Source organism: Silvimonas iriomotensis (assembly GCF_014645535.1).
GTDB lineage: Bacteria > Pseudomonadota > Gammaproteobacteria > Burkholderiales > Chitinibacteraceae > Silvimonas > Silvimonas iriomotensis.
Map to the genome: position 1 here is coordinate 1,275,800 of NZ_BMLX01000001.1, position 20,363 is coordinate 1,296,162.

Below are 20,363 nucleotides of genomic sequence, written 5' to 3' on the forward strand. Positions count from 1 at the left end.
TTCCGCCCGCAATGCCGGGCAAGCGCGTCAATACGACAGCGAATTCAGGCGCAAAACAGCCTATGATCCAGGAAGAACAGATCGCCACCCGGTTTTGGGCAAAACACGGAGGACAGGCAACTTGCATCAAACCCGCTCCCACGCGCCGACCCGCAAGGCCACCTGCAAGGCAGGTGCGACATGATTGTTCCGCCGATCCCGCCAGACGAGGAAGCGCGCCTGCAAGCGCTGAACCAGCTTAACCTGCTGAACAGCGACCCCGACCCCGCACTGGACCGGCTCACGCGGCTGGCAGCAAAGGTGTTTGGCGTCGAGAATTCGCTGATTTCACTGGTCGCTGCGGATTTCCAGTTTTTCAAATCCTGCTACGGTTTTACCGGCAAGCGCACCGCGCGCGATGTTTCGTTCTGCGGCCACACCATCATTGAAGATGACTTGCTGGTACTGGAAGATGCCAGCGAAGACCCGCGGTTTCACGATAATCCGTCGGTCGTCGGCCCGCCTTATATCCGCTTTTATGCCGGCAAGGCGCTCAAAACCCTCAGCGGCTACCGCATCGGCTCACTGTGTGTATTTGATTCCAGACCACGCAAGCTGGATGAAGCGGGCGTGCATCTGTTGCTTGATGTCGCAACGCTGGTGCAAAAGGAATTGCACGCGCGCGAGTTTGCCATTCGCGCCTCGCTGTCGCAGGCGCGCGTCAGCGAAGAAATCATCCACCAGGAAAGCCTGTTCCGCAGCACGTTTGACCAAGCCGCTGTCGGGCTGGCGCACCGCAGTCTGGATGGCGACTGGCTGCGCGTGAACGAGCGCTTTGCCAGTTTGCTGGGCCACACCGTTGATTCGCTGCTGGCGGTACCGCTCAACGATCTGTTGAGCAGCGAAGCCGCTGCCAGAATGGCCACCCGGCGCGAGCGACTGATCAATGGTGGCGATGTTGAGCGCAGTGAAGAAGAGGTTTTGCACCGCGACGGCCACCCTGTTTGGGTGGAATTCACCTATTCACTGTTCCGTGGCGAGACCGGGCAACCCTGGTTCCTTGTGCTGGTTGCCCAGGATATTTCCGCCCGCAAGGCTGCCGAGGCGGGTTTGCAGGCGCTGCAGTCCAGCCTGCAGGCTGAAGTCACGGCGCGCACGCAGCAACTGTCGTCCGCCAACGTGCAACTGGCACGGGCGCTGGGCGAATTGCGGATCATTCAGGACCAAACGCTGATCAAAAAACGCCGGTTAAGCGATACCCTGGATACCGCGCTGGAAGCCTTTGTCGGCGCCACGCAAGAAGGCACGATTCTGGAATGGAACCAGCAGGCATCGGAGATTTTTGGCTGGACGCGTGATGAAGCGCTCGGCAGCAATTTTGCCGATCTGATCATCATGCCGGAGCACCGCGACGAAGTACGCGCCGCCGTCCGTGCTTATATCGAGTTTGCCGATCTGCCGCAGTTGTTCGAGCGCGGCGAAATGCACGCCCGGCACAAGGACGGCCACCCGGTTGAGGTAGAGAAAACCGTTTCGCCCATCTGGGACAATGGCCGCTATCTGTTCAATATTTTCCTGCACGACATCACCGCCCGCAAACACGCCGAGGCCCAATTGCGGGAAAGCCAGGAACAGCTGCAGACCATCATGGATAACGTGCCGGTGCTGATTGGCTATATCGAATCCACCCTGCGCTGCCGCTACATGAACGCTACGTATGAAGACTGGTTTGGCCGCGACCCGCAGCTCATTCTTGATCAGCCGATACCAGACGTGGCCTCGGCGCAAGAATGGCAACTGGTGGAAGGCCCGATCCGCAGTGCGCTGGCCGGCAAGAAATGCTCGGCAGACATTCACCTGGATATGGGCAACCAGCCGCGGGACGTGCGGCTGAGCATGGTGCCTGACCGGGCGGCTGACGGGCACGTGCGCGGCTGCTACGCGCTGGGCGTTGATCTGACTGACCGCAAACGGCTGGAAGAAACGCTGCGGCGTGAGGCCATGGAAGACCCGCTGACCGGTTTGCCCAATCGCCGCGCCATTTTGCAGCTGATTGAACAAGCGTGTGAACGCCAGGCACGGCACCCGCAGGCGCTGGCGGTGTTTTTCCTGGATCTGGATGGCTTCAAAGCCGTGAATGACCGCTTTGGCCACGATGCCGGTGACGACGTACTGACCACGTTTGGCCGCCGGCTGCAGGCCTGCGTGCGCAAGACCGATGCGGTGGCCCGGCTGGCGGGCGATGAATTCACCATTTTGCTGGAAGACCTGCAAAACCCGCAGCTTGACGCCACGCGCGTGGCCCAGAAGATCGTGCAGGCCATGCAGCAGCCGTTTGATCTGGGCGAGCACCAGATCACGCTCTCTACCAGTATCGGGATTGCCCTGCATTTGCCGGGCGAACCCGTCAATGCCGAAGCGTTGCTCACTGCCGCCGACGCCGCCATGTATGCAGTTAAACAGAGCACGAAGAACGGCTACCGCTTCGCCCCTGCCGCCGGTACGGCGGATGGCAAAACCGCCTGAATCTGGCAGAACGGGCGGCTTATGCGGCCGCTCGGCTGATACTCAGTGTTTTTTGCGGGCCGGACAGTCGTCGCACTGTTTGGGCGAACACACTTTGTCCAGGCTTTGCGACAGCGCACACACCGAGCGGCGGCAGGCCACGAAACGGATGTTTTCTTCGTGCGCCATTTCGCGATAGTGGCGCATGACGTTGTGGCCCAGGAAATCCGTGAACAGGATGATCAGATCAACACCCTTGAGCGTAGCCGGTTTGCGCTGGTGGGCAGCGTTGCGGCCTGACACGTGTTTGTGAATCGCAATCCCGTACTGGTTCAGCACGTCCGGAATATTGCCAAGGGTATCTGCGCCAACAATAAAAGCATTCATGAAGCACTCCATCGCCAGGTGGCTGGTGGTGAAACGCCGGGACACGCTGCCCCGGCGAGGCTGTGGAATGCACTCTAATCTAAATGAGAATTGTTATCAACAAATATATATTACAATCTTGTCAGCGATCAAAGGGAACTTCTGCAAGCGCTTGACCACCACAAACAGCGCCTCAGTCCGCACTGCCCAGCCGCAGCATGACTTTGCCAAGGTTCTTGCCGGCCGCCACATAGTGATGCGCTGCAGCGACCTGCTCCCAGTCAAAGACCTTGTCCACCGTCACCTGCAGTGCCCCGGTCGCCAGCCGCGGCATCACAAAATCACGCACTTGCTGCGCCAGCCGCCGTTTCACCGGCAATGCCTGCGGGCGCAGGGTTGAACCGCGTACGGTCTGCCGTTTCACCAGCAGCAGGCCCATATTGGCTTCTGCCTGGGGGCCACGCAGCATGCCAATCACGATGATCTGGCCGTCCGGGTTCAGGCACGCTTGATTGTGGGGCAGATAGTCGCCACCCACGCCATCCAGAATCAGGTCAACGCCGCCCGCCTGTTTGACCTCTGCCGCAAAATCCCGGGTTTTGTAATCGATGACCATATCGGCGCCCAGACGCTTGCAGTATTCGCCCTTCTCCGGCCCGCCAGCCGTCACGGCAACCCATGCGCCATAGGCTTTGCACAACTGGATCGCCGCACTGCCCACGCCTGATGCGCCGGCATGCACCAGCACGCGCAGGTCTTCACGCAGGCCGCCCAGTTCCACCAGGTTGAACCAGGCCGTCATCCAGGCCTCCGGCAAGCTGGCGGCGGCAACGTCATCCAGCGCTTCCGGAATGGTGATTGCGGTGCCGGCATCGAGCACACAGTACTGCGCATAACCGCCGCCGCCGACAAGCCCGGCCACCCGGTCGCCAATGACAAAGCCAGACACGTCCTCGCCCAGCGCGGCGACTTCACCGGCAATCTCCAGCCCCAGAATGGCAGAGTCTCCGGGCGGCGGCGGATACTTGCCTTCACGCTGCATCAGATCGGCACGATTGATCCCAGCGGCTTTGACCTTGACCAGCAACTGGCCCGGGCCGGGACGCGGTGTGTCGACCTCGCCCAGGTGCAGGGTTTCAGGGCCGCCCGGCGCGGTTTGCACAATGGCCAGCATGAGGGGTTCTCCAGGGTATTGTTGTCAGGGCATCAGCATATGGGATGGCGCGCCTGCATGAAAGTTCGCACTCGCCCACCCCGCCAGAGCGGATCAACGGGCAAGAAAAAACCACGGCAAGCCGTGGTTTTTCATGGTGCGGGTGCAGGCGGACGGTGCCGCCTGCTGCCTGCGTGAGGCTTAGGCCTCCGGGGCGACCTGAGCGGTGCCGGCTTCGTCGTTCAGTACAGCCTTGATCGACAGACGCACACGGCCCTTCTCGTCTTGTTCCAGCGCCTTCACGCGCACGACCTGACCTTCCTTGAGGTAGTCAGAGACGTTCTTGATGCGCTCGTTGGCGATCTGGCTGATGTGCACCAGGCCATCACGACCCGGCATGATCGAGACGATGGCGCCGACGTTGTTGTCCAGAATCTTGACAACCGGGCCTTCGTAGATCTTGCCGATTTCCACTTCAGCGGTGATTTCGCTGATGCGGCGCTTGGCTTCATCGGCGCCTTCAGCGCTGATCGAAGCGATGGTGATGGTGCCATCTTCCTGGATGTCGATCTGCGTGCCGGTTTCTTCGGTCAGCGCGCGGATCACGGAACCGCCCTTGCCGATCACGTCACGGATCTTTTCCGGGTTGATCTTCATGGTGTACAGACGCGGAGCGTGTTGCGACACTTCAGCCGAAGCGCCGGCAACGGCTTCCTTCATGATGCCCAGGATATGCAGACGGCCAGACTTCGCCTGATCCAGCGCCACCTTCATGATTTCCTTGGTGATGCCGTCAATCTTGATGTCCATCTGCAGCGCGGTCACGCCAGAGTCGGTACCCGCTACCTTGAAGTCCATGTCGCCCAGGTGATCTTCATCACCCAGGATGTCGGTCAGCACGGCAAAGCGGTTGCCTTCCTTGATCAGGCCCATGGCGATACCGGCCACGTGCTTTTTCAGCGGCACGCCGGCATCCATCAGCGCCAGGCAACCACCGCACACGGACGCCATGGAAGACGAGCCGTTGGATTCGGTGATTTCAGACACGACGCGCATGGAGTAGGCAAACTCTTCCGGGGTCGGCAGCACGGCGATCAGCGCGCGCTTGGCCAGACGGCCGTGGCCGATTTCGCGGCGCTTGGGCGTACCCACGCGGCCGGTTTCACCGGTGGAGTACGGCGGGAAGTTGTAATGCAGCATGAAGCGGTCGGAGTACTCGCCGGCCAGTGCATCAATCTTCTGCTCGTCCAGCTTGGTACCCAGCGTGGCCACAACCAGACCTTGCGTTTCGCCACGGGTAAACAGTGCGGAACCGTGGGTGCGCGGCAGTACGCCGGTGCGCACGGTAATCGGGCGCACGGTGCGGGTGTCGCGACCGTCAATACGCGGGAAACCGTCCAGAATCTGGTTACGAACGATCTTGGCTTCCATGTTATGGAAAATGCCGCGGATCTTGTTCGCTTGCAGGGTATCGGTTTCTTCGTTGATCAGCGCAGTCTTCACCTTGTCCCAGGCTTCGCCCAGCTTGCCGGTACGGGCTTGCTTCTGGGCAATGCGGAACGCAGCACCGATATCGGCACCAGCGATGTCATTGATCTGGGCTTCCAGTGCGCTGTCAGCGGTGGGTTCGTCCCACTCCAGCAGCTCCGGATTGACTTCGTCAGCCAGTTCGTTGATGGCGTTGATGGCCTTTTGCATTTCGTCGTGGCCAAACACCACAGCGCCCAGCATGATTTCTTCGGACAGTTCTTGCGCTTCCGATTCCACCATCAGCACGGCTTTTTCAGTGCCGGCAACCACGAGGTCCAGCTGGCTGGTGACCAGCTCTTCCTTGCTCGGGTTCAGGATGTACTGGCCGTTGGCGTAACCCACGCGGGCTGCGCCGATCGGGCCCTGGAACGGCACGCCGGAGATGGCCAGCGCAGCGGAGGCGCCGATCATGGCCGGAATGTCAGAGTCGATTTGCGGATCAAGCGACACCACGGTGGCGATGATCTGGATTTCGTTGAAGAAACCTTCCGGGAACAGCGGACGGATCGGACGATCGATCAGGCGGCTGGTGAGGATTTCTTTTTCGGAAGGACGGCCTTCACGCTTGAAGAAACCGCCAGGAATCTTGCCTGCAGCGTAGGTCCGTTCCTGATAATCAACGGTCAGCGGGAAGAAATCCTGACCGGGTTTGACGCCGCTTGCAGCCACAACAGTGACCAGAACAACGGTGTCATCCATGGAGACCAGAACCGCACCGGATGCCTGGCGAGCGATTTCGCCCGTTTCCAGGGTCACGGTATGACGGCCATACTGGAAAGACTTCGAAATTTTATTGAACACGGATTGCTATCCTTTTCAGTGATGCGCTTTTCGGCCACAAGCGCGTGCGATTGCCGCTGCGGTCAGGCCGGGAGACGATGCTGGTCGCGTTGTGTTCGGCGCAAGCCAGTACCATCCGGGACAAAAGAGCGAAGCCTCAAGGCATGCTGCCGTGCACAGATTGCACAGCCGGCGTACCGCTTCGCATTCACAAGACCTTGTCCGTAACCGCCAGTTCCAGCACAGTCCAACATCCGTTTGTTTGCCGCCGGAACTGCGATTTGACAAACATGCGGTACAACCAGGCTGCCTTTTCAATCCGGTATCCCGGAAAACGAAAAGGCACCTGCCTATTCGTTCTGGCTGACTATTGAACCAGAACGAATGGGCAAGTGCCCTCTGCCCGCCTTGCCATCATGGCAAAGCGGCGTGCCACAAACAAAAAAGTCGCAGTTTTCACTGCGACTTTTTCGCGGACCATTACTTGCGCAGACCCAGCTTCGCGATCACATCGCGATAGGTGTCAGCATCAGTGCGCTTGAGGTAGTCCAGCAGACGGCGACGACGGGAAACCATCTTCAGCAGACCACGACGGGAGTGGTGATCCTTGGCGTTAGCCTTGAAGTGAGGGGTCAGGTCGTTGATACGTGCGGTCAGCAGCGCAATTTGCACTTCCGGGCTACCGGTATCACCGGCGGCGCGCTGGAATTGACCTACGATTTCAGCCTTCTGGGCAACGGAAACAGTCATGTTGTTACTCCGATAAATGATCTCAAACCACCAACAGCGGTGGATTATCAGATCAGACAAGCAAATCCGAGCGACTAACCCGGGTTTGCTCCATTAACCGGCCCCCGCTTACGCAGTTGCCAGCAGACGTTTGGGCCGCAGCACATCATCGGATGCCACTTCGCCCAAACCAAGGAACGCGCGATTATGCCCGTTTTGGGGCGTGCCGTAAAGCTGGAAGAGTCCCGCTCCGTCGGGCCAGCCCGATCTGCGGCGCACAGTCATGCCGTGCAGGATACGGTCCGTATCCTCGGTATCGAGCTCAATCTGCGGCAGATCGGTCACCAGTGTTTCTGGCGCCATCAACAGTGCTTCGCGCTGCGGCATCTCCAGCTGGCCAAAATCATCAAGACCAATGGCCTCGTCCAGCGAGAAACCGGCAGTGCGTGTGCGCCGCAAACCTGACAAATACGCGCCACAACCCAGCGCACGACCAATGTCGTCAGCGAGGGTGCGCACATAAGTGCCTTTGGAACAGGACACATCCAGCACCAGCACGTCGCCTTCAAAACTGACGATATCGAGTGCGTAGATCGTCACCGCGCGGGCGGCCCGTTCAATCTCGACACCCTGACGGGCATATTCGTACAGCGATTTGCCCTGGTATTTGAGCGCCGAATGCATCGGCGGCACCTGTTCGATATCGCCGGTAAAGGCCTTGAGCACGGTTTCGAGCTGGGCGCGATCACAGGTGACTTCACCACTGCGCGAAATACCGCCCTCGCCGTCCAGCGTGGTCGATACCTGCCCCAGTTGCAGCGTGGCGCGATAACCCTTGTCGGCATCAAGCATGCGCTGGGCAAACTTGGTGGCCTCGCCAAAACACAGCGGCAACAAGCCGGTGGCAAACGGATCAAGCACGCCGGTGTGACCGGCTTTTTCTGCCTGCAGCAACCAGCGCGCTTTTTGCAGCGCGTTATTGCTGGATACGCCAAATGGCTTGTCCAGCAACAGAACACCGTCAATCTTTCGTTTCGCCATCCGTGCGAATCAACCTTCTTGCTCGTCGTCCGGCGCCTTCGAGAGGCTGGCGGCTTTCTGGATCAGGCTATCGAGCGCCATGCCACGTTCCACCGAGTGGTCGTATTCAAAATGCAGTTCCGGCATTTTGAAAAGGGACAAACCCTTGGCCAGCTGGCTGCGGATGAAGCCCTTGGCCGCTTCCAGCTTTTCCGCGATATCTGCCGCGTCTTCCGGCGTACCGAGGAAGGTGTAGAAAATTTTGGCGTGCGAGTAATCACGCGTGACTTCAACGTCAGTGATGGTGATCAACGACGCCTTGGGGTGATCCAGTTCAGCACGGATCAGCTCGGCGGTATCGCGTTGCAGCTGTTGCGACAAGCGATCAGCGCGCGAGTAATTCTTTGTTTGTCTAGGCATTTGAGTGTGAGGAGTGAGGCGTGAGGAGTGAGGTGTAACCCCAAACGTCGGTACAAAAGGAAAAGGCGCAGGCTATGCCTGCGCCGCCAGCGAAAGGGGCAAGGTTTTTACACCTCACGCCTTGCCCCTTACGCCTCACACATTACAGTGTACGAGCGATTTCGACGATTTCGAAGACTTCCAGCTGATCGCCTTCCTGGATGTCGTTGTAGTTCTTGAGCTGCAGACCACATTCGTAGCCGGCTCTGACTTCCTTGACATCGTCCTTGAAGCGCTTGAGCGTTTCGAGTTCGCCTTGATGGATCACCACGTTGTTGCGCAGTACGCGGACACCCGCGCCACGCTTGACCATGCCGTCCAGCACGTAACAACCCGCAATGGAGCCCACCTTGGAGATCACGAACACCTGGCGGATTTCCACCAGACCGATCACCTGTTCCTTCTTCTCTGGCGCCAGCATGCCCGAGAGCGCTGCTCTCACGTCGTCTACCGCATCGTAAATGATGTTGTAGTAACGGATATCCACGCCTTCGTGTTCGGCCAGCTTGCGGGCGGCCGCATCGGCACGCACGTTAAAGCCCACCACCACGGCCTTGGAAGCCAGTGCCAGGTTGATGTCAGACTCGCTGATACCACCCACGGCGGAGTGCAAGATCTGCACGCGGACTTCGTCGGTCGACAGCTTTTGCAGCGAGCCGGCCAGCGCTTCCAGCGAACCTTGCACGTCGCTCTTGATGATGATCGGCAGGCGTTGAACTTCGCCACCTTCGGCCATCTGGGCAAACATGTTTTCCAGCTTGGAAGCCTGTTGCTTGGCAAACTTGACGTCGCGGAACTTGCCTTGACGGAACAGTGCGATTTCGCGCGCTTTCTTTTCGTCAGCCAGCACCATGGCATCTTCACCGGCGCTCGGCACTTCCGACAGACCCAGAATTTCTACCGGGATCGACGGACCTGCAGAGGTAATCGGCTTGCCGTTTTCGTCCAGCATGGCGCGGATACGACCGAACACGCCGCCAGCCAGCAGCACGTCACCCTTCTTCAGGGTACCGGACTGAACCAGCATGGTCGCCACAGCACCGCGACCCTTGTCCAGACGGGCTTCAATGATGATGCCCTTGGCCGGTGCGTCAACCGGTGCTTGCAGTTCCAGCACTTCGGCTTGCAGCAAGATGGCGTCCAGCAGGTTGTCGATGCCCGTGCCTTGCTTGGCCGAAACTTCGATAAATTGCGTATCGCCGCCCCAGTCTTCCGGCACGACTTCCTGGGCTACCAGTTCCTGACGGATGCGTTCCGGGTTGGCGCCTTGCTTGTCGATCTTGTTGACCGCAACCACCATCGGTACACCGGCCGCCTTGGCGTGGTGAATCGCTTCAATGGTTTGCGGCATCACGCCGTCATCAGCAGCCACCACCAGCACCACGATATCCGTGGCGGATGCACCGCGAGCACGCATGGCGGTAAACGCCTCGTGACCCGGGGTATCCAGGAAGGTGATCACGCCCTTGTCGGTTTCAACGTGGTACGCACCAATGTGCTGCGTAATGCCACCGGCTTCGCCCGCAGCCACTTTGGCGCGACGGATGTAGTCCAGCAGCGAGGTCTTGCCATGGTCAACGTGGCCCATGACGGTCACAACCGGTGCGCGCGGCAGCAGTTCGTGTTCGCCCTTGTCCTCGTCACCCAGATAGGTTTCCGGATCGTCCAGCTTGGCGGCAACCGGGGTATGGCCCATTTCTTCCACGACGATCATCGCGGTTTCCTGGTCCAGCACCTGGTTGATGGTCACCATCATGCCCATCTTCATGAGCGCCTTGACGACCTCGACACCCTTCACCGCCATCTTGTGGGCCAGATCGGCCACGCTGATGGTTTCCGGCACTTCAACGTTGTGCACGATCGGTTCAGTCGGCGCCTGGAAGGCGTGTGCGTTGGCGTCGTGCTGTTGCTGGTTCTTGTTACGACCGCCCTTGCGGGATTTCCAGTCGTTATTACCGGCATCGCCGCCCTTGGTACGCAAACCGCCGCCCTTCTTGCCGCCACCGCCGCCACCACCAGGACCACTACGGGCCTGACGATCTTCTTCCCAGCTACCCTTCTCACCCTTTTTCTTGTCAGCAGGACGGGCCGGTGCCGGGGCCGGAGCGGCCTTGGCCGGTTCCGGAGCACGCAACGGTTCGTTACGCGGCTTGCGCAGTTCTACACGCATGCCGATACGCGGACGCGAATCATCAGAGCGGGTCGATGCATGGGCCGGGGCACGGGCCGGTGCGGGTGCAGGCGCTTGTGCAGCCGGCGCAGGCGCCGGTTGCGGCGCAGGCACGGGTGCCGGGGCCGGTGCAGCCACAGCCTCAACCACCGGCTCGGCAACAACAGGAGCCGGTGCCGGCGCCGGAGCGGCCTCGGCCACCACGGTTTCTACCGGTGCAGCTTCAGCCGCTGCAGCAACTTCAGCCGCAGGCTCGTGACGCTGGTCGCGATTGTGCTTGGCACGCATTTCGGCTGCCTGACGGGCAAACAGTTCGTTCTGGCGCTGGGCTTCTGCTTCACGTGCGGCCAGTTGGCCGGCATCGACCACATGGGCTGCCGCTGCGGACGAAGCCGCCACCGGCGCTTCGACCTGAGCCGCTTGCTGACCACCCGTTTCCGGAGTGATCACCACGCGCTTTTTGCGCACTTCAACCTGAATGGTCTTGGCCTTGCCGGTCGCATCGGTCTTGCGGATTTCACTGGTTTGCTTGCGTTGCAGGGTAATGCGCGGTTTGTCGCCGCCTGCACCATGCTTCTTTTGCAAATGGTCCAGCAGGCGCGACTTGTCCTCGGCCGTAACAGAGTCCGATTCACTTTGCTTGGCGACACCAGCCGCCCGCAGTTGCTCCAGCAATTCTTGCGACGGCATTTTCAGCTCTGCCGCGAATTGACTGACTTTCAGTTCACTCATGCAATTCCTCCCGCCTTATGCGAACCAATGCTCGCGGGCCTTCATAATCAGCTGTTTGGCATCGTCGTCGGCGATACCGGTCATTTCCACCAGTTCGTCGACAGCCAGTTCGGCCAGGTCGTCTCGCGTATGGATATCGTGTTCTGCCAGCTTGCCGGCCAGTTCTGCCGTCATGCCTTCCAGACTCTTCAGATCTTCAGTCTGGTGCTCCAGTTGCTCTTCATGCACGATGGCCTGGGTCAGCAAGGCATCACGGGCACGGGCGCGCAGCTCGTTCACGGTATCCTCATCAAACGCCTCGATCTCGAGCATTTCGTTCAGCGGCACGTAGGCCACTTCTTCCAGCGTGTTAAAGCCTTCTTGCACCAGCACGTCGGCCACATCTTCGTCCACATCCAGCGCTTTGACGAACAGCTCGCGGACTTTGGTGAATTCGGCTTCGTTTTTCTCTTCGGCCTGGTTCACGGTCATGATGTTCAGTTTCCAGCCCGTGAGTTCAGAAGCAAGCTTCACGTTCTGGCCGCCGCGGCCAATGGCCATGGCGAGGTTTTCTTCGTCAACGATCACATCCATGGCGTGGCTTTCTTCATCCACCACAATGGAGCTCACGTCGGCCGGGCTCAGGGCGCCGATGACAAATTGCGCCGGGTCAGCAGACCACAGCACGATGTCGACACGTTCACCAGCCAGTTCGTTGGTCACGGCATTCACGCGGGTACCGCGCACGCCGATACATGTACCTTGCGGATCTACACGCTGATCGTTGGACTTGACCGCGATCTTGGCGCGCATGCCAGGGTCACGGGCGATGCCCTTCAGTTCGATCAGGCCGTTTTCGATTTCCGGCACTTCCATTTCAAACAGCTTGCCCATGAAATCCGGCGCAATGCGGCTCAACACCAGTTGCGGACCGCGACCGAGGCGGTCGATACGCAACAGGAAAGCACGCACACGGTCGCCCACGCGCAGGTTTTCCTTGGGGATCATCTGGTCACGCGGCAGCACGGCTTCGAGCTTGCCCAGTTCAATGATCGCGTTGCCGCGTTCAATGCGCTTGATGGTGCCGTTGACAACGTGCTCACGACGTTCCAGGAAGTCGTTCAGGTTCTGCTCGCGCTCAGCGTCGCGGATTTTCTGCAGAATGACCTGCTTGGCGGTTTGTGCGCCAATACGGCCGAACTCGATCGGTTCGAGTTCTTCTTCCCAGGTGTCGCCCAGCTTCAGATTCTTGTCGTAATCCGGCGCATCGGTAATGGCGATCTGGCGCGACGGCTCTTCGTGGTCGTTGTCTTCCACCACGGTCCAGACGCGGAAGCTGCGATAGTCGCCCGACTCACGGTCGATAGAGACACGCACATCCACTTCGTCGTCATACCGCTTTTTCGTGGCCGAAGCCAACGCCAGTTCCAGCGCGGTAAACACGACGTCTTTTTCTACATTCTTTTCACGCGCCAGTGCGTCGACCAGCAACAGAATTTCACGGCTCATTGTCTATTTCCCCCGGCAAAGCCCGGCCAGCTGTATTGTCGGTATTCACTCACCGTCTGGAATCAGAACTGCGGTTCCAGACGCACTTTATCGATCTGTGCCATTTCAAGGCTGATGCGTTCGCCATCGGCTTCAATCACAACGCGGCCGTCTTCATAGCCAATCAGTTTGCCCAGAAGACGCTTGCGTTTGTCCGGCAGCGGCAGGCGCAGTTTTGCCCGCACCATCTGGCCGGCAAAGCGCTCGAAATCAGCAGGCGTTTTCAACGCGCGATCAAGCCCGGGCGACGAGACTTCCAGTCGCTCGTAGCCAATGTTTTCCACCTCGAACAAACGCTGGAGGTGGTTGCTGACCGTGGCGCAATCTTCCACGGTAATGCCGCCCGGTTTGTCGATGAAAATGCGGACCAGCCCGTTCTGGGCCAGTTCCACATCCACCAGCTCGTATCCGAGCCCCGGGACGGTCAGTTCAAGCACGCTTTGCAGACTCACTGCCATAAAAACGCAAAATCCTTTTCGCAAACAAAAAATGGGCTGCTACAACAGCGCCCATTCTCAAGCACTCCCTGCTGCGTGCGGGTCCCGATCACTTGATCGTAAAACGCCTCACCAGGGGATAAACCCGATTCTATCAGAAACAAGACTTTGGCGAAACTCTGCCGTAAACCCGGACGCCTGACTGGATAACCTGCTTGTTGGTTATACGTTCCGGCACTAGAGTATCGCCAAAACAAGAACCCATCTGCAGGTTCAACATGGAGAAGACAAACATGGACCGCCCCTGGTTTTCCAGTTATCCCGCCGGTATCCCGCGCGAGATCAACATGAACGAGTTCTCGTCGATCCCAGACGTGATCACGCAAACGCTGGTGAAATACGCTGACCGGACTGCGTTCATCAATATGGGCAAGTCCATCAGCTATCACGAGCTCGATGAGCTGACCACGGCATTTGCAGCTTACCTGCAACAGGATCTGAAGCTGGCGCGCGGTGCGCGCGTGGCCATCATGATGCCTAACCTGTTGCAATATCCGGTGGCGCTGTTCGGCATTCTGAAGGCCGGCATGGTAGTGGTGAACGTCAACCCGCTCTACACCCCGCGCGAACTGGAACACCAGTTGAAAGACTCGGGTGCCGAAGCCATTGTCATCGTCGCCAACTTTGCCCACACGCTGGAAAAAGCCATTGGCAACACGAACGTCAAGCACGTGATCGTGACCGAAATTGCCGACATGCTTGATTTCCCCAAGCGCATGCTGGTCAACAGCGTCGTCAAATATGTAAAGAAGATGGTTCCGGCATATTCGCTGCCCGGCGCCGTGCCGTTCAACACCACGCTCAAGATCGGCAAGGGCCTGCATTTCAGCCCGGTACGCCTGACGCATGATGATCTGGCCTTTTTGCAATACACCGGTGGCACCACCGGCGTGGCCAAAGGCGCCATGCTGACGCACGGCAATATTGTGGCCAACATGCAGCAGGCCCACGCGTGGATTTCCGGCGCGGTGCGTGATGGCAAGGAACTGATCGTCACCGCCCTGCCGCTCTATCACATCTTCTCGCTCACCGCGAACGGCATGATTTTCACCAAGCTGGGCGCCACCAACTTGCTGATTACCAACCCGCGTGATATTCCGGGCTTTGTCAAAGAACTGGGCAAATATCCGGTGACCGCCATTACCGGCGTGAACACGCTGTTTGGTGCGCTGGTGAACAACGAAGATTTCAACAAGCTGGATTTTTCCACCTGGCGCCTGACGCTGGGCGGCGGTATGGCGGTACAGCAGTCCGTCGCTGACAAATGGAAAAAAGTCACTGGCGTCACGCTGGTAGAGGCTTATGGCCTGACTGAAACCTCCCCTGCGGCCATGATCAACCCGATGACGCTGCGCGAATACAATGGCATGATTGGCCTGCCGATTTCGTCGACCGATGCCCAGATCCGCAATGATCAAGGTCAGGTATTGCCGCCGGGTGAAGCTGGCGAGCTCTTTATCAAGGGCCCGCAGGTGATGAAAGGCTACTGGCAGCGCAAGGATGAAACCGACAAGGTGCTGGGTGCCGATGGCTTCCTGGGCACGGGCGATGTGGCCATCATGTCCCCCACCGGTTTTTTCCGCATTGCCGACCGCAAGAAAGACATGGTGCTGGTGTCGGGCTTTAACGTGTATCCCAATGAAGTGGAAGACGTGGTGGCCAAACATCCGGGCGTGCTGGAAGTAGCCTGCATCGGTGTGCCGGATGACAAGTCCGGCGAAGCCGTGAAGATTTTCGTGGTAAAGAAAGATCCAACCCTCACGGAAGCGCAAATCATTGCGTATTGCCGTGAGCAACTGACTAATTACAAAGTCCCGCGCCAGGTTGAATTCCGCGATCAACTGCCCAAATCCAATGTGGGCAAGATTCTGCGAAGAGAACTGCGTCAGGGATAAATCAAAAGCAAAGATCGGGAGGGAATTGCCGTGAACCTGATGCCGTTTTTCAAACTGATGTCGGAACGCCAGGCCTCTGACCTGTTTTTGTCGGCCAATGCGCCGATCACAATCAAGATCCAGGGCGTGTGCTATCCGGTCAACAATCAGGTTCTGGGTGCCGACCACGTCAAGCAACTGGTCTACCAGATCATGAACCCGCAGCAGATTGCGAAGTTCGAAAAAGATCTGGAACTGAACATGGGCATGGCGCTGGAAGGCATCGGCAGTTTCCGGATCAACGTTTTCAAAAGCCGCGGCAGCGTGGCCATGGTGGTGCGCTTTATCAAGCCCAACGCCGCCACGCTGGAAGAATTGCGCATGCCGGGCCTGTTGAAAGACCTGGTGATGGAAAAGCGTGGGATCATTCTGGTGGTGGGCGCGACCGGCAGCGGCAAGTCGTCCACCGTGTCGGCCATGCTGGAACACCGCAACCAGAATCACCCCGGGCACATCCTGACCATGGAAGACCCGATCGAGTATCTGTACACCCACAAAAAGAGCCTTGTGAACCAGCGCGAGGTGGGTGTCGATACGCACAGCTTTAATGACGCACTGAAAAACGCCATGCGCGAAGCGCCGGATGTGCTGATGATTGGCGAGATGCGCGACCGCGAAACCGTGACCTACGCCATGCAGTACGCGCAGGCCGGCCACTTGTGTATCAGCACGCTGCACGCCAACAACAGTTATCACTCGCTGGCGCGGATGGTGAACTTCTTTCCGCAAGAAGCGCGTGAAAGCTTGCTGTATGACCTGTCGACCTCGCTCAAGGCCATCATTTCGCAGCGCTTGATCCGCAACAAGCAAGGCAAGCTGATCCCGGCCGTAGAAATCCTGCTCAATACCGCGCGGATTTCCGAACTGATCCGCGATGGCCAGTTGTCTGACATCAAGGAAGCGATGGAGCAAAGTCTGGCCGAAGGCTCGCAAACCTTCGAGCAATCGCTGTACCGCCTCTACCGTGCCGGCGAAGTCGAACTGGACGAAGCGTTGCGCAATGCGGATTCCGCCACCAACCTGTCCTGGATGGTGAACAACGCGCAGACCGTAGAAGAACAAGATGCCTCGTCCGGCAAAAAAACCGGCGAAGCCGAAGCCCCGGATCTGAACTTCAACATTTCTCTGCATTGATCCGCGTTAAGCCGCATAATCAGGGCCGCTCAAAAAGCGGCCCTTTTCAATTGGCCGGCAGCGCGCCGGTTCATTTTTGAATGAGTATTCCCATGAAGCTTTACGGCATTCCCAATTGCGACACCGTCAAAAAAGCCCGCACCTGGCTCAGCGAACAAGGCCACGACTATGCGTGGCACGATTTCAAAAAAAATGGCGTCAGCCATGAATTGCTGGCGGGCTGGATTGCGCAAACCGGCTGGGAGCCGCTGGTGAACCGTCAGGGTACCACCTGGCGCAAGCTCGATGACGCCACCAAAGCGGGCGTGGTCGATGCCGAATCGGCCATCGCCGTCATGCTGGCCCAGCCGTCTGTCATCAAGCGCCCGGTACTGGAGCGCAATGGCCAGATCACGGTGGGCTATAAACCCGAGTTGTATGAAAACCTTTTTCGCCAGGCCTGAAACCCGTCTGGCGCGTTAAACCAGTTTATTGAACGAACCACGAGAAAAACCGAAGACAATGAGCGATCCCACCCTGGAACTGACCGAAGCGCTGATGCGCCGTGCCTCTGTCACCCCCGATGACGCCGACTGCCAGACCATCATGGCGCGGCGGCTGTCTGATCTGGGCTTTCGTATCGAGCACCTGCGTTTTGGCGAGGTAGACAACCTGTGGGCACGCAAGGGCGATAGCGGCCCGGTGCTGGTGTTCGCCGGTCATACCGACGTGGTGCCCACCGGCCCGGTGGATCGCTGGCACTCTGACCCGTTTGCGCCGGACATCCGCGACGGCATGCTGTACGGCCGTGGCGCTGCCGATATGAAGGCATCGCTGGCGGCGTTCATTACCGCAACCGAAGCCTTTTTGCAGGATCACCCCAACCACAAAGGCTCGATCGCTTATCTGATTACGTCCGATGAAGAAGGCCCGGCGCACGATGGCACCGTCAAAGTGATCGAGACCCTGGCCGCGCGGAATGAGCAGATCGACTTTTGCATTGTCGGTGAACCGACCAGCTCGCAACAATTTGGCGACATGATCAAGAACGGCCGCCGCGGCTCGCTGTCTGGTCATCTGATCGTGCATGGCGTGCAGGGCCACATCGCCTACCCGCACCTGGCCAGGAACCCGATTCACAGCTTTGCGCCGGCGCTGGCGGAGCTGACGATCACCGAGTGGGACAAGGGCAACGAGTATTTCCCGCCGACCACCTGGCAGATTTCCAATATGCACAGCGGCACCGGCGCGACCAACGTCATTCCGGGTACGGTCGAAGTGCTGTTCAACTTCCGCTTCTCGACCGAAAACACCGCCGATACGCTCAAAGCCCGACTGGAAAGCATCCTGGACAAGCACGGCGTGGAGCACGAGATCAGCTGGACGCTCTCTGGCGAGCCGTATCTGACAGGCCAGGGCGAACTGGTGAGTAGCATGCAGTCTGCCATTCAGGAAGAAACCGGCATCACGCCGGAATTGTCGACCACGGGCGGTACATCGGACGGGCGTTTTATTGCCAAATTCTGCCCGCAAGTGGTCGAATTCGGCCCTCTGAATGCCACTATCCACAAGCTGAATGAGTGCGTGGCCGTGGCCGACCTACCCAGGCTCTCTGGCGTATACCGCCGCGTGCTGGAAAAACTGATTGCCTGATCAGGACGCCATGTGACAAAAAAGCCGCGAATATCGCGGCTTTTTTGTCCATCATCGTCATGCTCCTTGAGGCCGCATCAGTGCCGTTGCTTGCGGTAGATGGTGTTACGCGACACCCCCAGCGCGCGGGCGGCGGCAGACACATTGCCGTCGTGCTCGGCCAGCGCAGCCTGAATCGCCGCCTGGGTAACACTCGCCAGCCGCCCGCTGTTGACCGCGCCGTCCAGCACATCGCCCGCTTCGGCCAGCATTACAAAATCATCGGGCAGATGCGCCAGCGTGATCTCCGTCTCGTCGCCTGCCAGCACGCAGGCGGTGTGCAGCACGTTGTACAACTGGCGGAAATTGCCCGGCCAGGCATACGCCAGGAACAAATCCATCACCTGCGCAGACAGCGTATAGCGCACGGCTGGCGTGCTTTCGGCATTGAGCATCTTGCGGATCACGGCGGCCAGATCGGTCCGTTCCCGCGCGGGCGGCAAACGCACCGTCAGCCCCTGAATGCGGTAGTACAGATCAGCCCTGAACCCGCCCGCCTGCACCATGGTCGGCAAGTCGCAATGCGTGGCGCAGATCAGCGCGATATCGACCGGAATCGCCTGGGCACTGCCCAGTGGCATGACTTCCCGCTGCTGCAACACGCGCAGTAGTCGCGCCTGCAAGGCCAGTGGCATATCGCCGATTTCATCCAGAAACAAGGTGCCACCATGGGCCTGCACAATCTTGCCACGATGCCCTTTTTGCCGGGCGCCAGTGAAGGCACCATCGGCGTAGCCGAATAACTCCGATTCAATCAGCGTTTCAGGGATCGACGCGCAATTGACCGCCACAAAGGGTTTGTCCGAGCGGGGCGAGTCTGCGTGCATGGCCTGCGCCAGCATTTCCTTGCCGGTGCCGGTTTCACCGGTGACCAGCACGGGTACGTCGCGCCCCAGCACTTTGCCGACCCGCTCCAGCACGCGCGCCAGTTGCGCATCCCCGGTATTCAGATACCCCAGCCGCGACAAGCGTGGCGCCGGACGACTGGGCACCGGTAAAGTCCGCATGCGCAACTGCGCCCGCGCCTGCACCAGCACGCCGTTGTGCAGACACAGTTGCACCCAGCCCTCGCCCGCCGCCTGACACCGCGCCAGCACTTGTTCCATACCGGGGTCGAACAACTGGTCAAACCGCATGCCGGTGATTTCGTCATCCAGCCCCAACTGAAAGCGCGCGCTGGCGTTCATGGCCAGCAGGCGACCATCCAGCGAGAACGCGGCGATACCTTCCATCAAGGTGCCGACGAACTCGCGCCGGCCGTGAAATCCCAGATACAGCACGTCGGTAAACGCATCACGCAGCAGCTGATTTTCCAGCGTCTGCGCCGACATGCGCACCAGCGCCATGGTGTGCCGGTGATAGCCGCGGTAGTCCCCTGTCACGTCAATCACGCCAGACAGCCCGCCTTGCGGGTCAAGAATGGGCACGCTGGCGCAGGTCAGAAACTGGTTCGCCTTCAGGAAATGCTGATCACCATGCACCGTGGCCGGCCGCAATTCTGCCAGCGCTGTACCAATGGCATTGGTGCCCTGGTTTTGCTCGGTCCAGACCGCCCCGGGCTGCAAGGCCACCTTTTGCGCTTTGGCGAGGAAATCATCATCACCCAGCGAGTGCAGCACAAGACCGGAGGCATCCGTCAGCACAATCATGCTGTGGGTGTTGGCGATCTGCTGATATAGCGTCTCTACCAGCGGCAGCGCGTGCTGGTAAAACAGGCGGTGGCGATCGACCTCTTGCGCCAGCGCATTGGGGGTGAGCAAGGCGTAATCAGGGCGGATGTTCTCGGTCAGGCCAAACCCGCGCGAGCGGGCGTGGGCGCTTTGCAGCGTGGTGACATCCAGCGGCAAGGCATAGGCCAGCGGATCGCCCACGCCGGGAAACGGGGAAGCAGAGTGAGGCACCAGCGCGTTCCTCAAGTTGATGAATCCATGTTGCAGTGCAACCAGATTTTTCTTTCGAATCAAAGCCTTGAGTGTTCACGGATCAATGTAACACCTGTTGCACAATGGCGCAAAAGCCGCGTTGTACAGCGCGGCCACTCACAAAAAACCCCATAAATATCAGCGTCTTGCCTGTTTTCTGAGCACGAATCGGCCCATGGCATGCACCTTGCAATAAACCGGTTAGCCCGCCCGGGCTGGCACAGGTATCGCACCTGACCCACTCAAAGAGGAGAA

At 59.2% G+C, this 20,363-nt stretch carries 15 protein-coding genes; 5 read left to right on the forward strand and 10 right to left on the reverse strand.

Features of this window, described 5'->3' with window-relative positions:
• Positions 1-180: 180 nt before the first annotated feature.
• Entirely contained in the window at positions 181-2,505 is a 2,325-nt protein-coding gene (locus IEX57_RS05670; RefSeq protein ID WP_188703191.1) for a sensor domain-containing diguanylate cyclase, read from the forward strand.
• Between the two features lie 42 nt (positions 2,506-2,547).
• Here the strand turns inward: IEX57_RS05670 and IEX57_RS05675 are convergent, their stop codons facing one another.
• From IEX57_RS05675 to rimP, 9 genes are all read right to left on the reverse strand, one after another.
• Entirely contained in the window at positions 2,548-2,871 is a 324-nt protein-coding gene (locus tag IEX57_RS05675) for a DUF2325 domain-containing protein (RefSeq protein ID WP_188703193.1), read from the reverse strand.
• A gap of 172 nt (positions 2,872-3,043) precedes the next feature.
• Entirely contained in the window at positions 3,044-4,024 is a 981-nt protein-coding gene (locus IEX57_RS05680) for an NAD(P)H-quinone oxidoreductase (protein ID WP_188703195.1), read from the reverse strand.
• Positions 4,025-4,204: 180 nt separating this feature from the next.
• Positions 4,205-6,334, reverse strand: a complete 2,130-nt coding sequence (gene pnp, locus IEX57_RS05685) for a polyribonucleotide nucleotidyltransferase (RefSeq protein ID WP_188703198.1) — start codon at positions 6,332-6,334, stop codon at positions 4,205-4,207.
• A 459-nt stretch (positions 6,335-6,793) separates the two neighbouring features.
• Entirely contained in the window at positions 6,794-7,063 is a 270-nt protein-coding gene (rpsO, locus tag IEX57_RS05690) for a 30S ribosomal protein S15 (protein ID WP_188696546.1), read from the reverse strand.
• Between the two features lie 108 nt (positions 7,064-7,171).
• The gene (gene truB / locus IEX57_RS05695; protein WP_188703200.1) at positions 7,172-8,083 is read right to left on the reverse strand and encodes a tRNA pseudouridine(55) synthase TruB; all 912 of its coding nucleotides are present in this window, start codon (positions 8,081-8,083) and stop codon (positions 7,172-7,174) included.
• Between the two features lie 9 nt (positions 8,084-8,092).
• Positions 8,093-8,482: a 30S ribosome-binding factor RbfA gene (gene rbfA, locus IEX57_RS05700; protein ID WP_188703202.1), complete on the reverse strand. Its 390-nt coding sequence runs from the start codon at positions 8,480-8,482 to the stop codon at positions 8,093-8,095.
• 142 nt (positions 8,483-8,624) lie between these two features.
• Positions 8,625-11,423, reverse strand: a complete 2,799-nt coding sequence (gene infB / locus IEX57_RS05705; RefSeq protein WP_188703204.1) for a translation initiation factor IF-2 — start codon at positions 11,421-11,423, stop codon at positions 8,625-8,627.
• A gap of 15 nt (positions 11,424-11,438) precedes the next feature.
• On the reverse strand, positions 11,439-12,911 hold the full coding sequence (gene nusA, locus IEX57_RS05710) for a transcription termination factor NusA (protein ID WP_188703206.1): 1,473 nt from the start codon (positions 12,909-12,911) through the stop codon (positions 11,439-11,441).
• A 62-nt stretch (positions 12,912-12,973) separates the two neighbouring features.
• Entirely contained in the window at positions 12,974-13,402 is a 429-nt protein-coding gene (gene rimP / locus IEX57_RS05715; protein WP_188696900.1) for a ribosome maturation factor RimP, read from the reverse strand.
• 278 nt (positions 13,403-13,680) lie between these two features.
• Between rimP and fadD the strand changes: the two genes are divergently transcribed.
• The 4 genes from fadD to dapE all read left to right on the forward strand — a co-directional run bounded on the left by fadD (position 13,681) and on the right by dapE (position 18,147).
• Complete coding sequence (fadD, locus tag IEX57_RS05720) at positions 13,681-15,342, forward strand: long-chain-fatty-acid--CoA ligase FadD (RefSeq protein WP_188703208.1); 1,662 nt, start codon at positions 13,681-13,683, stop codon at positions 15,340-15,342.
• Between the two features lie 30 nt (positions 15,343-15,372).
• Positions 15,373-16,515 carry a PilT/PilU family type 4a pilus ATPase gene (locus IEX57_RS05725; RefSeq protein ID WP_188703210.1) on the forward strand — a complete coding sequence of 381 codons (1,143 nt, stop codon included), beginning with the start codon at positions 15,373-15,375 and terminating at the stop codon, positions 16,513-16,515.
• 80 nt (positions 16,516-16,595) lie between these two features.
• Positions 16,596-16,958, forward strand: coding sequence for an ArsC family reductase (locus IEX57_RS05730; protein ID WP_229708762.1), 363 nt, complete (start codon positions 16,596-16,598; stop codon positions 16,956-16,958).
• 58 nt (positions 16,959-17,016) lie between these two features.
• A complete protein-coding gene (gene dapE, locus IEX57_RS05735; protein WP_188703212.1) occupies positions 17,017-18,147 on the forward strand; it encodes a succinyl-diaminopimelate desuccinylase in 1,131 nt (376 codons plus the stop codon).
• Between the two features lie 77 nt (positions 18,148-18,224).
• Here the strand turns inward: dapE and IEX57_RS05740 are convergent, their stop codons facing one another.
• Positions 18,225-20,087: a sigma-54-dependent Fis family transcriptional regulator gene (locus IEX57_RS05740; RefSeq protein WP_229708765.1), complete on the reverse strand. Its 1,863-nt coding sequence runs from the start codon at positions 20,085-20,087 to the stop codon at positions 18,225-18,227.
• Between the last annotated feature and the right edge of the window lie 276 nt (positions 20,088-20,363).